The organism is Halomarina pelagica (assembly GCF_024228315.1).
Taxonomy (GTDB): Archaea; Halobacteriota; Halobacteria; order Halobacteriales; family Haloarculaceae; genus Halomarina; species Halomarina pelagica.
Genome location: NZ_CP100454.1, coordinates 2,333,572 through 2,348,774, shown reverse-complemented (window position 1 = coordinate 2,348,774; position 15,203 = coordinate 2,333,572). Strand labels below are relative to the sequence as shown.

The 15,203-nt window shown below is 73.8% G+C and carries 17 protein-coding genes and 1 pseudogene; 3 read left to right on the top strand and 15 right to left on the bottom strand.

The annotated features are described in order from the left end of the window. Window positions 1–39: 39 nt before the first annotated feature. Window positions 40–198: pseudogene (locus NKI68_RS12190) on the bottom strand (creatininase family protein); the annotation flags it as partial. Window positions 199–307: 109 nt separating this feature from the next. On the opposite strand from NKI68_RS12190, the gene NKI68_RS12185 reads away from it, so the two are divergent. Together NKI68_RS12185 and NKI68_RS12180 are read left to right on the top strand one after the other, a co-directional pair. Then, on the top strand, window positions 308–466 hold the full coding sequence (locus NKI68_RS12185) for a DUF7559 family protein (RefSeq protein WP_254543369.1): 159 nt from the start codon (window positions 308–310) through the stop codon (window positions 464–466). Window positions 467–510: 44 nt separating this feature from the next. Further along, window positions 511–1,008 (top strand): Hsp20/alpha crystallin family protein, encoded by a 498-nt coding sequence (locus tag NKI68_RS12180; RefSeq protein WP_254543368.1) that lies wholly within the window; start codon window positions 511–513, stop codon window positions 1,006–1,008. A 61-nt stretch (window positions 1,009–1,069) separates the two neighbouring features. Here the strand turns inward: NKI68_RS12180 and NKI68_RS12175 are convergent, their stop codons facing one another. The 7 genes from NKI68_RS12175 to NKI68_RS12145 all read right to left on the bottom strand — a co-directional run bounded on the left by NKI68_RS12175 (window position 1,070) and on the right by NKI68_RS12145 (window position 7,172). After that, window positions 1,070–1,933, bottom strand: coding sequence for a DUF7388 family protein (locus NKI68_RS12175; RefSeq protein WP_254543367.1), 864 nt, complete (start codon window positions 1,931–1,933; stop codon window positions 1,070–1,072). Window positions 1,934–2,133: 200 nt separating this feature from the next. Then, entirely contained in the window at window positions 2,134–2,352 is a 219-nt protein-coding gene (locus NKI68_RS12170) for a hypothetical protein (RefSeq protein ID WP_254543366.1), read from the bottom strand. A 60-nt stretch (window positions 2,353–2,412) separates the two neighbouring features. After that, entirely contained in the window at window positions 2,413–3,012 is a 600-nt protein-coding gene (locus NKI68_RS12165) for an NUDIX hydrolase (protein WP_254543365.1), read from the bottom strand. Between the two features lie 59 nt (window positions 3,013–3,071). Then, window positions 3,072–3,530 carry a DUF7109 family protein gene (locus NKI68_RS12160; RefSeq protein WP_368410827.1) on the bottom strand — a complete coding sequence of 153 codons (459 nt, stop codon included), beginning with the start codon at window positions 3,528–3,530 and terminating at the stop codon, window positions 3,072–3,074. Then, window positions 3,527–4,621, bottom strand: coding sequence for a glycosyltransferase family protein (locus NKI68_RS12155; RefSeq protein WP_254543364.1), 1,095 nt, complete (start codon window positions 4,619–4,621; stop codon window positions 3,527–3,529). The genes NKI68_RS12160 and NKI68_RS12155 overlap by 4 nt, the downstream gene beginning before the upstream one ends. 122 nt (window positions 4,622–4,743) lie before the next feature. After that, window positions 4,744–5,928, bottom strand: a complete 1,185-nt coding sequence (locus NKI68_RS12150) for an MFS transporter (RefSeq protein WP_254543363.1) — start codon at window positions 5,926–5,928, stop codon at window positions 4,744–4,746. Window positions 5,929–6,062: 134 nt separating this feature from the next. Next, a complete protein-coding gene (locus NKI68_RS12145; protein WP_254543362.1) occupies window positions 6,063–7,172 on the bottom strand; it encodes an RNA ligase in 1,110 nt (369 codons plus the stop codon). 131 nt (window positions 7,173–7,303) lie between these two features. On the opposite strand from NKI68_RS12145, the gene NKI68_RS12140 reads away from it, so the two are divergent. Beyond that, window positions 7,304–7,957, top strand: a complete 654-nt coding sequence (locus tag NKI68_RS12140; RefSeq protein ID WP_254543361.1) for an RNA ligase partner protein — start codon at window positions 7,304–7,306, stop codon at window positions 7,955–7,957. A 9-nt stretch (window positions 7,958–7,966) separates the two neighbouring features. On the opposite strand, the gene NKI68_RS12135 is transcribed toward NKI68_RS12140, so the two are convergent. The 7 genes from NKI68_RS12135 to NKI68_RS12105 form a co-directional block, all read right to left on the bottom strand. After that, entirely contained in the window at window positions 7,967–9,058 is a 1,092-nt protein-coding gene (locus NKI68_RS12135; RefSeq protein WP_254543360.1) for an aldo/keto reductase, read from the bottom strand. A 40-nt stretch (window positions 9,059–9,098) separates the two neighbouring features. Further along, the gene (locus NKI68_RS12130) at window positions 9,099–9,992 is read right to left on the bottom strand and encodes an SDR family oxidoreductase (RefSeq protein WP_254543359.1); all 894 of its coding nucleotides are present in this window, start codon (window positions 9,990–9,992) and stop codon (window positions 9,099–9,101) included. A gap of 61 nt (window positions 9,993–10,053) precedes the next feature. Beyond that, a complete protein-coding gene (locus NKI68_RS12125; protein WP_254543358.1) occupies window positions 10,054–10,482 on the bottom strand; it encodes a DUF5791 family protein in 429 nt (142 codons plus the stop codon). 50 nt (window positions 10,483–10,532) lie between these two features. Next, on the bottom strand, window positions 10,533–13,517 hold the full coding sequence (locus NKI68_RS12120) for a DUF7286 family protein (RefSeq protein WP_254543357.1): 2,985 nt from the start codon (window positions 13,515–13,517) through the stop codon (window positions 10,533–10,535). Beyond that, window positions 13,514–14,347, bottom strand: coding sequence for a DUF7284 family protein (locus NKI68_RS12115; protein WP_254543356.1), 834 nt, complete (start codon window positions 14,345–14,347; stop codon window positions 13,514–13,516). Before NKI68_RS12115 ends, NKI68_RS12120 begins: the two co-directional genes overlap by 4 nt. Next, window positions 14,344–14,739 carry a DUF7285 family protein gene (locus NKI68_RS12110; RefSeq protein WP_254543355.1) on the bottom strand — a complete coding sequence of 132 codons (396 nt, stop codon included), beginning with the start codon at window positions 14,737–14,739 and terminating at the stop codon, window positions 14,344–14,346. Before NKI68_RS12110 ends, NKI68_RS12115 begins: the two co-directional genes overlap by 4 nt. After that, window positions 14,717–15,187 (bottom strand): DUF7283 family protein, encoded by a 471-nt coding sequence (locus NKI68_RS12105; protein ID WP_254543354.1) that lies wholly within the window; start codon window positions 15,185–15,187, stop codon window positions 14,717–14,719. Before NKI68_RS12105 ends, NKI68_RS12110 begins: the two co-directional genes overlap by 23 nt. Window positions 15,188–15,203: the final 16 nt, after the last annotated feature.

Sequence of the window (15,203 nt, the reverse complement as noted above, 5' to 3'; positions counted from 1 at the left end):
CGGGGCGGACGGCAGTTCTCACCGGCGACCCCCGGCCGCGTCGTCTCGCTCGACCGCCCGGACGAGCGCCTCGGCCGCGAGGTGGTCCGTCCCGAACGGGAGCGCCGGGCCGTGCTGTTCCGTGCCCCCCGTCGGGAGAGGCGCGACCTCGCACGCCGCGTCGCGGAACGTCGTCGTAGTCTGCGCTGCGAGTCGCATATCGGACGCTGGTCGCGCCGCGGCTTAACTCGTCGCGGAACGCGGCGACGTGCGGCGTCGCCGCCCTCGCCCCGTGGAATTGATTAGCGACCCGTCCGTAGCGGTGAACATGCCGAAGACGCTCGAGGTCAAATGCACGAACGCGGAGTGCGAACTCGACATGTTCGAACTCCACTACACGTACGACATGCCCGACGAGACGTCCGTCGAAGACTTCTCCTGCCCGTACTGCGGGTCGACCGACGACCTCGAGGAGATCGTCCTCTGATCGACGGGGCAACCGATAAGCCGCTCTCGTCCGAACCTCCGACCATGTTGAAGGACCTGAGCGAGCGGGTCGAGAGCGTCGTCCTCGACGGCGTCGGGAAGTTCTCCAGTCGCGTCCAGGAGCGAACGCCGCTGTCCGTCGATCTGCTGGAGAGCGACGACGCGTATCTCGCGGTCTTCGACGCGCCCGGCGCGACCGGGGAGGACGTGGACGTGCGCTTCGACCGCAACACCGTCCGGATCCGCATCGATCGCTTCCGCGACTACTACGAGGACTACGATATGCGCGTCCCCGGCCGGGGACTCTCCCTCGACGGGTCGGTGGACCTCCCGGAGGACGCCGCCGTCGACCCGCGAGCGGCGGAGGCGACGCTCGCGAGCAACGGCACGCTCCGGGTACGCATCCCGAAGACCGACGCGGGGCGCGACGTCGCGGTCGCCGTCTCGACGGAGGAGGAGGACGGAAACGGGGAGAGAGGTGAGGCCGAGGGGGAACCGAAGGACGAGCGAGAGGACGGAGCCTCCGACGGGCGCGACGCCTGACGCGGCCGACCGGTTCGACGGATTCGATCGATCCGAACTGGCCGGTCCGACCCGGAGACCCCTACGCGAGCGCGTCCAGTCCCCGGGCGGGGTAGCAGACGACCGCGGTCGCGCCCGCGTCCCGGAGGGCGTCGACCTGTTCGCGGACCTCGTCGACGGTCCCGACGAGCGCGAAGTCGCGCGCCGCCGCGAGGAGCACCTCGCGAGCGCGTCCCGACGCGCGGCGATCGGTCGCCGCGCCCTCGGGGAGCGCCCGCCCGACGGCGCGCCGTCGCGAGACGTATCCGCCCAGCGCGTCGAGGATCGCGTCCTCGTCGGCGGTGAGTACGGTGGGCGCGTAGACGGCCACGTCGCCCTCGAAGCCCACCGAGCGCAGCGCGCGCAGCTCCCGCTCGGTGGTGCGACCCAGCAGGTCGTACTGGACGCCGCCCGCGCCCGGCGACGCGGCCTCCCCGTCCCGTCCGGCACTGGAGTCGCCCGATTCCAGTACCGCCGCCAGCGCGAGGCGCTCTACGCCCTCGGTGCCGATCCAGGGCGCGGGCGTCGGCTCGTCACCGGCCGCCTCGACGATCCCGTCGAGCGCGGCCCGCAGGCGGGGGGCGATGGCGCGCTTCCGCTCGGCGTCGGTGAGGTACGCCGCGTTGCCGGCGACGAGCACCCGACCGACGCCCTCGGGGAGGTCAGAGAGCAGCGAGTCGTCCCCGAGGGGGTCGAACCCGTCCGTCCGGACGGGCGTGGTGAGGTAGACCGTCGACTCGGCGGCGAGCGACCGCAGCGTCGCCGCGTCGGGCAGGTGCGCGCGCCCCTCGTAGTCGATGGCGATCGTGTCGACGCCGAGCGAGCGAGCGTCGCCCACGTCGCACTCGGTCGGTTTCAGCGCGACGGCGTCGATGCCGGCGGCGGAGAGCGTCCGCTGGGTCAGCATCGCGTCACCCCGGTCGCGCAGAAGCGTCTACAGTCGGTGCGGAACTCGATCAGCCGCGGGTGCGACCATGGGGCGAGAGACGGCCGTTCGTCGGATAAGGATGTCGTTCCGGGCGAGTGTGGCGACCGCCTCGTTCCCGCACGATTGCGTCCCGACGAGCGCGTCCGACGACGACGGAGACGACGCACGCCGTCGGGACGCTACCGCCTCGCCCGCGCGACGGCGTACATCACCGCGGTGAGGAGGCCGGTGTAGCGGACGACGGCGGCGACGTAACCGAAGAACCCGCCGATGGCACCGGGGAGGCCGGCGTCGAACACCGAGAGGAGGCCGGAGACGAGGAGGGTGAGCGCGACGATGACACCGATGCGGACTGCGCCCTCGAACAGCCATTCCGGATCGTCGAACGATCTTCGCATACCGCACCCGTCGATCAGCGCGGGGAACACTCTTTCGATGATGACTTTCCGGAGTGACGTTCAGGTTGGGAGGTCCGCATCCGGATCCACGACGCGGTCGACCTCCTCGGGCATGCGCCAGTCGGTGGCGAGTTCGAGGAACTGGACGAGCATTCGGCCGGTCGCGCCCCAGACCGTGTAGCCGCCGACGCGGAAGAAGTGCAGTCGGATCTCCCCGTAGTGGGGGTGCTCGCGGCGTTCGGACTCGTAGTTGTCGGGGTCGATGAGGTCGGCGATCGAGAGGACGGCGATCTCGGCCACCTCGCGCTCGTCGGGCGCGTACTCGCGGTCGGGGATCCGGGCGACGAACGGGCGCACGGAGTAGCTGGTGACGGTCCGGATGTCGTCCAGGCGGCCGACGACCTCCACGGACGCGGGGTCGAGACCGATCTCCTCGTTCGCCTCGCGCAGGGCGGTCCCGAGGAGGTCGTCGTCGCCGGGTTCGCGGCCGCCGCCGGGGAAGCTCATCTGTCCCGGGTGCTCGCCGAGGTGGTCGGCGCGCTTCGTGAAGAGGAGGTGCGGATCGCCGCCGCGATCGACGATCGGCACCAGCACGGCCGCCTCGCGCTCCTCGTCGGTCACCTCGACCGGCTCGTGGGCGGCCACCCGCGACAGGTCCATATCCCCCTCTCGGACGGAATCGGCTTACGTCCTGCGCAAGCGGTGCGGTAACAGCCCACTCACGGTTCGCGCGCGTCGTCGAGTCGGCGGCGCGCGTCCCCCAGGTCGATCGGTCCCCACGCCTCGAGGTCGTAGCTCGCGTCGAGCAGACGGACGACTGCGTCGTCGTCACCCTCGGCGAGCGCCCGGGCGGTTTCGGCGCGGAACCGCTCCTCGACGGCGCGCGCGACGGCGGCGCGGTCCGGCGAGCGAGGCTCCACGTCGAGGATGTGGGGGAGGTCCGCCGCGCCCTCGGGGAGCGCGGGGAAGGCGGCGGGGCCGGGAACCAGCCGGTCGTCGTGGGCGACGAGTTCGTAGTCGGCGAGCGCCCGCTCGATCACCCCCGCGTCGGGCGGGTCGGCGTCCCGCTTGAACGCGAGTTCCGCGAGCGCGCGGTCGAGTTCCTCGCGGGTGAGCGCGCCGAAGAGGTCGACGACGCCCGCGAGGTCGTCGCCGTCGAGGTCGATCGGGTCGCTCATTCGATCCCCTCCAGGTCCTCGCGGGCGGCCTCGCGGACGGCGGCGGGCGCGATCGGCGCGTCGTCCCAGGCGGGCAGGCGGTCGTCCGTGCCCGGCGGCCGGATCGCGCGGGCGTAGGCCGACACCTGCTCGCGCTCGTCGCCCGGGTCGTAGTCGAGACCGTTGAACGTGGCGTCGGCGGCGTACTGCTCGACGAGGGCGGCCGCCGCCTCGCGGTAGGCCTCGCGGAGTCCGTCGAACGCCGGGCGGACGCCGCCGTCGGCGAGCGCGTGGAGGAGCGCCGCCCCGACCTGCTCGCTCATGTCGCCCAGCCCGCTCGGGCCGGAGACGGCGCGGTGGTCGTGTTCGTGGACGCCGAGGTCGACCTGGGCGGTGCCGGCGAAGCCCGCCTCGCGGAAGGCGTCGCCCAGCGTGCCGACCTCGAGCCCCCAGCCGCGGGGGACGCGGAGTCGTCGGGCGAGCGACCCGCTGGCGGCGAACTCCCCGGAGAGGGCGTAGCGGAACGCGCCGAGGTAGTCGACGATCGGCGCGTCGTGGCGGTCCGCGAGCGCGCGGACGAGCGGCGCGTAGAAGAGCCTGAAGAGCCGTCCGTAGAGGCGGTCGTTCTCGACGCGGGCGTAGTAGCCCTTCGAGAAGTCGTAGCCGCGCTCGAGCGGGAAGAGCAGGCGGCGGACGTGGCGCTCGGAGTAGCCCTTCGCGTCGGCGTCGTGGACGACGACGTACTCCTCGCTCGCGGCGGCGACGCCGAGCGCCAGCCACACGTCCCGTCCCTTGCCCCGGGTCCCGTCGAGACCGGCGTCGGCGAGCAGCGCCTCGACGCCCGGCCCGTCGCACCAGAGCACCTCGCAGTCGAAATCGTACGCCGAGAGCCAGTCGCGGATCGCGCCGACCCGCCCCTCGTCCGCCCGGAGGGCGACGACCACCCTGGCGGGGTCGACCCGTTCGAGCGTCGCGAACGTGCGCTCGGCCGCGAGGCTGGCGTACTCGCGCTCGGTCGCCGGGACGACCACCGCCGCCCGGTCGACGGGCGCGTCGGGGACCGGGTCGGCGAAGTCGTGGAGCGTCGTCACGCGCTCCTGTACGTATTCCATCGGCGGTGAGTCAGCGCCGACGACGCAAAAGTCCAGCCGTCTCGCGCGGGGGATACCCGCCCTCGCGAGTCCGATCGACGTGGAGCGGGAAGCGCAAACGGGGGTGGAGACGGAGACGTGAGTTACCGTTCGGCGGGGACGCCCGCCGAGGGGAGGCGGCCGTCGGCGTACAGCCCCACGAGCACGCCCATGGCGAGCAGGAGGCCGAGCGCCGACCACCGGGCGAGCGCGTCCCACCCGACGCCGGCGGTGCGGACGACCCCGAAGGCGACCGATCCGATCGCCTGCGGGAGCATCACCGTCCCGCTGAAGGCGGCGTAGGTGCTCGCGCGGTGCTCGTCGGGGACCGAGCCGAGGATGTAGGTGTCGACGGCGGGAAAGAGGCAGTGGACGACGAAGCCGACGACGGCGGTGACGGCGACGACGGCGAGCAGTCCGGTGACCGTCGCGAGCGCGAGCAGCGAGAGCGCGAAGGCCACCGAGATCCCGATGACGAAGGGGACCGTCGGGAGGCGCTCCGCGAAGTCGCCGCCCACGACGAACGCCGGGATGCCGGCGGCGAACAGCACGGTGAGCAGCGCGTTCGCCATCGGCTCCGAGAGGGACTTCGCCTGGATCATGTAGATGACGTAGAAGTTGAACACGCCGTTCCAGACGAGGCCGGTGAGGCTGACGAAGGCGATGCCCGCGAGGATGATGCGCCACTGCGCGCGCGCCGCCCCGAGGAGGTCGCGGTCGGCCGCCCCCGCGTCGGGGAGATCCGCCCGACGCCCGACGAGAGCGAGGACGACGGTGACGGCCGCGGTGAGGGCGGCGATGACGGCGAAGGTCGCGCGCCAGGACCCGAACGCGAGGACGACGAGGACGAACGGCGCGGCCCCGACGGCGGCGAACTGGCTGGCCGCGCCGTGGACGCCGAGAACGCGACCGACCCGGCCCGGGAAGAGTTCGCTTAGCAGCGGCCCGGCGGCGATGAAGTAGGGGCCGCTCGCGAGGCCCATGCAGAACGCCCCCACCATGATGACCTCGATCGAGGGTGCCGCGGCGGCGAGCAGCGCCGACCCGGTGAGCACGATCCCCGATCCGACGACGACCGCCATCCGCGAGGTCTTCGTGAGGAGGTAGCCCGCCGGAAACCGGGGGCTGGCGCTCCCGAACCACGCCAGCGCCGTGATGAGCCCGAGCGTCGCCTCCGTGACGTCGAACGTCTGCTGGAGGGGGACCAGGAGAGGGGCGTAGATGACTCGGGCGAGGTTCACGAGGAAGACCATCGCACACAGCGACCCGAACAACTGACTGCGAGACACGTCGTGGGGTTCCGCGCGAGCCGTGTCAAATCTTCCGAAACCGGAGACGATCGACCGTTTCCGTGCCAGAGACAGGCATTCACGACGGGCTGCTCGGCGCGTCGAGAGCGACGCGCCGCCCGCCGCCGAGCCGGCTACTCCCGTACGATCGCCCCGTCGAGGTACGCCCGCGTCCGGTCGGTCGTCGCCGCCATCCGCTTCAGGTAGGTGACGACGCGCTCGCCCGCCTCGACGGCGTCGGCCTCGACGACGACGTGGATGCCCTGCTCGCGGAGGTGGGCGAGCAGCGCGTCCACGACCGCCGGCGGACCGCGGACGGTGTGGCGCTCGCCCGCGAGGTCGCCGTCGGCCACCGCCTCGAACGTCCCGGCCATCGGTTCGAGGATCGCCTCGCCGACGGCCCGGGCGCGCTCGGCGCGCGTCGCCTCGTCCTCGTCCCACTCCACCGACTGGAACGCCTCGCGGACGAGTCGCCGGAACACGAAGTCGCGGCCGTAGTCGAAGGGGACCGAGAAGGCGTACGCGAGGTCGCCGCGGTTCGCCGCGCTCGTCGTGTACTTGAGTAGCGTCGACCCGTCGAGGGACTTCATCACCACCCCCTCGCGATTCTCGGCGTCGAGTCCGTCGACGACCGAGCGGAGTTCGGCCGCCGCCCCCTCCGGACGATACGTCCCGAACTGCCGGACGGCGGGGAGGTCGAACGCCGCACAGCGCTCCCGGCGCTCCGCGACGGGGAGCGGTTCGCCCGTCGTTCGGTCGCGGAGGTCGAACACCCGGAACGCCAGCGACTCGACCGCCGGGTAGTCGTGGGCCGTGTAGGGGTTCTCCGGACCGATCGCCTCCGCGCAGAGCATCGACTCGGGGTGCGCGTCGAAGTACGCCTCGACGGGGAGGCGGTCGCGCACCGCCCACGTCGTGAACGGGCAGATCAGCCCGCCGCGCGTGAACGCGAGCACCTCCCCCTCGACGCGCACCGCGCGGACGTTGTACCCGTTCAGTTTCTCCTCGACGACGAACGGACCGTCGAAGTGCCGGGGGACGCCCGTCTCGAGGACGAACGTCCGTGGGACCTTCGGGAACCCCCGGACGACGACGCCGTCGAGGAGTGCGGTCCCGCGTTCGAGCGACCGCCGGGCGTCCGGGAGCGCGCGGTAGCGCCGTCCCTCGTAGACCCGCTCCTGGAAGTGCTCGGCGAGCGCCTCGAAGTCAGCACGAGACACCCCCAACGACTCGTGGTAACTCATACCACTGACGTACCGCGCGAGGGCGTAAAAGCGAGTCGTCGCCGGGGCGGCGCGCCGACCGCGGCCGGTGCGCCGCCCCCTCCTCGCCGCGGGTATGATATATCTCCCCGGGACGCGAACGAGTACCACACATGGCCGACTACCCGCTCAAACAGCGGTTCGTGCTGGATACGTCGGCGTTCCTCACTAACGAGATCCGGCGGGACGACGAGACGCTCGCGGAGGCGCTCGACCGACTGCTCGACGCCGTCGCGGCGGCGAAGCTGACGCTCAACATCTCCTGTTACATGCCGCCGTCGATCCACCGCGAACTGACGACCATCCTCGCGGACCGCGACGTGTCCGACGAGACCGTCTCGAAGCTCAACACGTGGGTCATCCGGAAGAACCCCGCGCGCTACGAGGTGTCGGTCCCGGCGGAGATCGTCTACCGGTTCGTCGAGGAGATGAACGACCGCGTGGACCGCGGCCTGCGCGTCTCCGAGGAGGCCGTCCGCCGCGCCGAGCGCGCCCGCGCCGAGACCGTCGACGACCACGACTACATGACCGGGGTGGACATCGTCATCTCCGATCTCCGCGAGAAGTACCGCGGGGCGCTACGGCGGGGCGTCCTCGACTCGCGGGAGGACTTCGACCTGCTCATCCTCGCGCGCGAACTCGACGCGGGCGTCGTCACGGAGGACCAGGGCATCATCAACTGGGCCGAGGAACTCGGCCTGCGCTACCTCTACGGTCGGGAGTTCCCCGCGCTGCTGGAGGAGTACCTCCGCGCGGTCGACCGCTGAGGAGGCGCGCTACTCGAACGTCCGGTCGAACGCCCGCGCGCCCATCGGCTCGAACGTCCCGGCGGCGAGGTTCTCCTCCAGGTGGTCGGGACCGCTCGTCCCCACGAGCGAGCAGGTGACGCCGGGCGCGCTCCGCGCGAAATTGATCGCGCGCTGGGCGGGCGTCTCGCCCGCGAGCTTCGCGTCCACGGCGTCCGGGATCGCCCCCTCCCGCGTCAGCTCTCCCTGCCCGAGCGACGCGCTGGTGAAGACGCCCAGGCCCGACTCGTGGGCGAACCGGAGGGCGCTCTGACGCCCCTCGACCGACTCGTGGGCCTCGACGGTGAACGCGTCGGCCATGTGGACGTTGAACGGGAGTTGGATCGCGCGGAGGTGCGTCGCCGCCGTCCCCGCCGCGTCGGAGGCGGCGCGGGCGCGGTTCACCACCTCGGGAAGCGAGAGATACGCGTCGTGGTCGGGCGGAACGCGGAAGCACTGCCAGGTGGCGACGCCGTAGTGGCGGATGTCGCCCGCGGCCGCGCGCCGTTCGAGCAGGGTGAACGCCTCCTCGAGCCGATCGTAGACCGCCTCTCGCGAGTTCTCCTCCAGTTGCGTCTCCGGGTTGTGCACGTAGTAGAGGTCGATCGCGTCGACGTCGAGGTTGGAGAGCGAGCGGTCGAGCTGATCGTCGAGAAAGCCAGGCGCGATGCAGTGGATGCCCCGGACGAGGTCGTCGGGGTCGACGATCCCCCTGTCGACGTACTGCTCGCGGACGTACGCGGCGGGGTCGGCGGGGCGGCCGTGGTCGAAGGGGACGAACCCGCCCTTCGTCGCGAGCAGGACGGCCTCGCGGTCCACGTCGGCGTCGGCCAGCGCGCGGCCCACCACCCGCTCGGAGCGCTGGGCGCGGTAGTTGATCGCCGTGTCGACGACGTTGATGCCGCTCTCGAGCGCGCGCACGATCGTCTCGTGGTACGACTCGTCCACGGCGTCCGTCGGGTCGCCGAGGTAGGTGCCGAGACCGACGCTCGACACCACGCCCTCGCCGAACCGGCGGAAGTAGGTGCGGGCGAACCCATCGAACGCGTCCCGATACGCCCACGTGCCGTTCTTCGTAGCCATACCTCCCCTTCCCGTCCGAGCGCCTTAGGTGGGAGGCCACTCAGTCGAGGAGCTCGCCTGCCAGGTACGCCTCGATCGCGGCGCGGTACCCCTCCCGGTAGGTCGGGTAGGCGAACTCGTAGCCCAGTTCGCGCAGGCGGTCGTTCGAGCAGCGCTTGCTCGTGAGGACCCGCCGCCGCGCCGCCGCAGAGAGGTCGTCGGCCGCCAGGCGCTCCTCCTTCGTCCGCTTCGGCGGGCGCTCGACGCCGCACTCGCCGGCCAGCCAGTCCGCGAACTCCCACTTCGGGGCGGGTTCGTCGTCCGCGGCGAGCAGCAGGTCGTCCGGCGGGCGCTCCTCCAGTACGAACCGGAGGACGCCCGCCGCGTCGTCGCGGTGGATCATGTTCAGGTAGCCCTCGGTGACCGGTCCCTCGAGGTACCGACGGAGGCGGTAGCGCTCGGGGCCGTACAGCCCCGCGAAGCGGACGACCGTCCCCTCGATCCCCCGCTCTGCGGCCTCCTCGCGGGCGACCCGCTCGGCCGCCGCCAGCACGCGCGTCTTCTCGGTCGTCGGGTCGATCGGCGTCTCCTCGTCGACCCGGTCGCCGCCGTGGTCGCCGTAGACGCCCGTGCTGGAGGTGTACACCAGGCGCCCCGGCGGGTCCTCGCGCGCGGCGAAGTGCTCGACGACGGTCCGCAACCCGTCCACGAACACCCGCCGGGCGGCGTCGGCGTCGCGGCCGCCGGAACTGGCCGCGAAGACGACGGCGTCGGCGTCGGGGACCGACGCGAGCGACTCGGCGTCGGTCACGTCCGCCCGCACGGCGGTCGCCCCGGTCGCCTCGACCGCGGCCAGCCCGTCGTCGGACCGTCGGACGCCCGCGACGTCGTGGCCCGCCAACTGACGACAGAGTTCGAGGCCGACGTAGCCACAGCCGAGGACGGCGATTCTCACCGGTGACCCCCGGCCGCGTCTCGGCGCGGCCGAACGCCGGCATCGAGGGAGACCAGGGCGCTCACGGCTTGCGCCCCTCGATGGCCTGCTGGAGCAGCGCGAGTTCCGAGAGCGTCATCGGGAAGCGCCCCTCGATCTTCTGCTGGATCTCCTTGGCCTCAAGCTTCCCGTCGAGTTCGCTCTCCAGCGTCTCGACGTCGAGGACGGCGATCGACATCCCCATCATGAGGTCGTCGAGCACCTCCACGCGGATGGCGTCGGCGTCGGGCGCGTCCGCCGGGACGGCGAGGATGGCCGCCGCCTCCTCCAGCGTGAGGTCGGGCGATTCCCCCGCGGCGAGCGCGTCGACCGCCTCGCGGGGGACGCCCGCCTCCCGCGCGATCTCGGCCGCGCCGACCGCCTCGACGGTCTCTCGAAGGCTGTCGTCGTAGCGGGCGCGCAACTCCTCCGGCGTGAGCGCACCGGGGTCGTCAGCGACGTTCTGGAGCATGCTCCCCCTTCGCCGGCGCGGCATAAGTGCGTTCACGTCCGCGCGTCCGCTCACCCGTACCCCGGCGAGCGCTCGTCGGCGTCGCCGTCCAGGTCGCCGACGCCGCGACGGCCGGGCGGGACGACGACCGCCACGGGAACGCGCGTCTCGAAGGCCACCCGTTCGGCCCGGCCGAGGCGCTCGCGTGCGCCGTCACCGTCGACGTCGAGTCGGACGAGGCCCCCGTCGCGGACGTACGCGACGCCGCTCGCGCCGCGACGGGAGCGCACCACCAGCCGCTCGTAGGTACCGCGAGCGTGGACGTCCCAGACGTTGAGCGTGGCGTACCAGTAGCCGGGGACGGGCGCGACGGGCAGGCCGACGAAGATCGCATCGAACGTGCGGTTGAACCGCGAGAGCGTCCGGTTGACGCCGTACTCCGCCGCCCGCGTCGCCCCTTCGCGGACGGCGGCCCTGACGACGCCCACCGATCCGGCGACCGCCGTCTCCGGCGGCCGGGCGGACGGCGAGGCGAGCGTCTCCGAGACTGCGACCTCGAGGCGGGCGGCGAGCGCCGCGCGCTCCGCGTCGGAGACGCCCGGCGTCACGGCGACGACGGCTCGGATCGCCGAGCCGTTCGTCACGGCGAGCGCGCGACCGGCGGGCGTCCGCCAGCGCGACAGTCCCCGGTCGACGACCGCCCCGGGCGTCTCGTCGGTCACCCCGACCCCGGCCGCCGCGAGGACGGTCGCCATCCGGTCGCGGACGCGGTCGGTCGACGCCGACACCGCCCGCCGGAGGTCCCGATCCCCACGACCGCCGGTCGCCCGTCGCTCGGCGCGGAGGATCAGCGCGGCGGTGCGAAGCGAGACGCGCTCCGAGCCGAGGAGACCGCGCGTCACGGCGTCGGCCGCGTCGCCGTACGGGAGTGTGAACAGGTTCGTGTTGCGCGCGTCGAGCGGCGTCACCGTCCCGCGCCCGGCGACGCCGAGACGCTCGCGGGCCACCGGATCGAGGCGCAGGTACGCCGGCTCGGTCTCGACCGCCAGCGCGAGCGGGCCGCCGAGCCCTCGATCCGGCGGCGGACGCTCGACCGGGGACGGGCCGCCTCCGACGGCTCGCACGGCGCGGAGGCGGTCGAGCGACCCGATGCCCGTCCCGTCGAGCGCCTCGTTCAGGTTGCCACGGGTTCGGTCGCGCGCCGCCGCGCGCTCGTCGAGGCGGGCGAGGACCCGATCGAGGTACGCCCGGCGGACGGCGACGCGCACCTTGTCGGCGACCCCCGCGTACCGGGTCGGCGCGTCCAGCAGTTCGGCGCGCCGCACACGGAGGCGCGCCGCGAGGCGGGTGGACGGATTCACCCCGTAGGTCGCGACCGCCCCGCGGGGGAGCGCGACGGCCGTCGACCGGACGCGCCGGTGGAGCGCGACCAGGTCGCGTCGGAGCCACGCCCGGAGACCGTCGGGGCGCGCGCCAGCGAGTCGGACCGGTTCGCGGTCGAGCGTACCGCGCACGGCCCGGCGGGCGAGCGCGTCGGGACCGCCGCGCGAGGCGACGAGACGGCGGCGGGCCGCGGCGGGAACGCCGGCGAGGTTCGGCCCGTCGAGCGGCCCGCCGCGCTCGTAGACGCCGGCGACGCCGACCCGGGGCGCGCGGGAGTCGGGGGAGTGCCGCCCGGCCAGCGCGATCGAGACGGCGTGGCGCTCGGTCCGGGTGCGGCGCGTCACGCGCCGCGCTGCCCCGCGCCGCCAGCGGGAGACGGTCGTGTGCGTCACGACCACCCGGCGGTCGTACCGCTCGAACGCCCGCCAGCCCGTCGGGACGCGGACCGGGGCGGAACCGCCGCCGGGGAGGACGCGACGGCTCGTTCTCCGGCGACGGTCGACCAGCGTCCAGTTGCCGCCAGGATCGATCGCCGTCGTTCCCGTCGCCCCCGTCGCCCCCGTCGTCGAACCGCCGGTTCGCCTCGCGCGGACGAACAGCCGCGCGTCGACCGAGTACCCGCGATCGACGGCGGTCGAGAGCCTCGACGCCTCGCGCGTTCCGAGCACGTCCACGAGCGCCCGGTCCGCGGTGTGGTTCACCCGAACGGACACCGGCTCCGGCCCCTCGTGACCGTCGCTCCGAACCGGCCGGTGAGCCCCGGTGGACGAAGACGCCCCCCGGACGGCGGCCACCACGGCGTCGGTCCAGCGCGCGTCGACGCCGCTCGCGGCGAGGAGGTCGGTCGCCGCCACCCGCGCCGCCGCGCCGAGGACGGCGCGCTCACCGCCGGACGCGGTCGCGCCGAGGGTCTCCCGCTGGACGGCGAGCGCCCCCGCGTTCGTCGCCACCTCGACGTGGCGGTTAGCGACGACGTTCTCGACGGGCGCGCCCGCGTACTGGGCGTAGCCGCGCGCCCAGGCCAGCGCGTACAGCTGGATCGCGAGCCGCCGGCCGAGCCCGCCGTCGAGCGGTCCCGCGTTCAGCGCCCGCTCGAACGCCGCCACCCGATCGTGGAGCGCGAGCGCGGGCGAGGCGACGGTGACGACGGGCGAGACGCGCCGCTCCGCGATCACCCGGCCGTCGCGCTTCGCCCGCACCGTCACGCCCCGGAACCGGACTCGGAGGGCCGTCCCGTTCGGCCCGGCGCGCTCGACGCTGACGCGGCGTTTCGCCGCGCGGAGGTCGGCGGGCGACCGAACGGGCGGGAGGGAGACCGAGGAGACGACGTCGCCGCGTCGCTCCCCGATCCGGGAGAGGTACGAACGGGCGAGGAGGGACGCGCGGATCCGGAGGGCGTCGCGGAACGGCGACGAGTCGTTGACGACCCGCCCGTAGGGCGTATCGACCGGAGCGACCACCGGATTCGCGGCCGACTCGCGCGCGGCGACGACGGCGGCCTGCCTGAGCGCCGTCTGCGCGGCTGCCACCGTCTCCCCCACGACCCGGTCGACCGCGGGCGTCTCGTAGCGACGCGGTCGGTCGGTAGCGACGACGGCCGCGCTCCCGACGAGCAGGAGGACGGCCACGAGCGCGAACGGGACGCGACCGCGGCGGTCGTCCGCTAGCCTCACGGCGACCACGTCCGAACCACGATCTGAACCTCCCCGGCCGCCATCGATCGCGCCGCGCGGTCGGGCGACGCGAACCGCTCCCGGAGGTCGTCCGCGAACCGCGCCGCGAGCGCCCGTCGGAGACGCTCGCGTGTCGCGGTCAGGTCCGTCGACGCGAGACGTCCCGCCTCCGCCGGGGGAGCGACGGTCCGCCCGCCGAGCGCCCGATCGAGCCGGCGGTACCGCCGGACGAGTCGAGTTCGGGCGCGAGCGTCGAAACGGGCGCGTCGGCACAGCGACGGCGGCGCGACGGCGGCGACGACCGACTCCGCCGCCGCGCTCCCGAGGGCGTCGTACCCGGCCGCCGCGCGCGTCGGGGGGACCGCGCCGAGGGGGAGCGGTGCCGGGAGCGTGGTCACCGCCGCGTCGACGGTCGCCGAGGCGGGAGGCGTCCCACCGACGGCGACCCGGCCGGCGACGGACGCGCCGGGGTACGGCTCCCACCGGGCGATCACCTGCGCGCGCGCCGCGCGGTGGCGGGTGACTCGGGCGACGGCTCTCTCGACGGTGCGACGGTCGGCCGAGTCGGTGCGGCCGATCGCGGTCCCGTCGAACCGAACCCGGTCGAGCGTCGCGCGGGCGAGCAGCTGCGCGGGCGTCCCGTGGAGCGTCCGATCTCCGTCCTCGGTGGTGACGGTCACGGTGGTCGTCTGGAGCGCCGCGATGGTCTCGTCGGCCGTCCCGTCTGCCGTCGGAGCGGGCGACGGGACCGTGAGGAGGCCGACCGCGGCGGAGACGACGACGAGCGCGAGCGCGACGTCCACGACCGTGCTCTGGCCGCGCGCGCTCACGACCACACCACCACCGCGAGCGTTCCGGGGACGACCCGGCCGGGCGCGAGGCGGACGCTCACCGGGCGGGTCGCGCGCGGTGCCGTCGGTGGGGCGGCCGGGCCGAGATGCCAGCGCTCACCGCCGGCGTCGAGCGTGGCGTTGAGCCGGTACCCCGCCGGCGCGGCGTCGACCGCGGCCGGGAGATCGGCGGGCGTCGCGACGCCCGCCGGCGCGACGAGCGCGACCGCCCGGTCGGCGGCGATCGCCGTCGTCCCGTCGGCGTTCGAGTCGGTGGCGACGAAATCGGTGACGACGCCCGCGTAGAGGCTCACGGCGAGACAGAGGACGACGACCGCAAGCAGCGCCGCTACCGGCTCAACCTGCGCCCTACGCGCCGACGAGCGTGACATCGACACCCCTCCAGCGGACGTGTCTGACGAGCAGTCGGTCGGCGGCGCTCCGGACGACCGGCGCGCGCTCGCGGGCCGCCGCCGTCGCCCGGGCCAGCGCCCCGGGGGACCTGAAGACGGCGGTCGGCGGTCGTCCGGCGAGCACCAGACCGAGACGCGACCCCGGCCGAACTGGCGTGACAGGGCCGTAGGCGAACGTCGCGTGCGCGCTCGCGCCACCGCGGGTGAGCGTGAGGCGTCGGGGGTCGAGACGGACAGTCGCCCCGTGGAGGGGGTAGTCGGCGGCCGCCGCGTGCGGGCTCGCGGCGACCGCGTCGATCGTGTCGGCGGCCGCCGCCGCGTCGGGCGGCGTCGCGGTCGGGAGGGCGAGCGCCACGCCGACGAGGGCGACGCTGACGAACGCGAGGCCGACCCACGCGGCGATTGAATCGAGCGGGACGTCGAACATGGGGACGCTGGTCCCC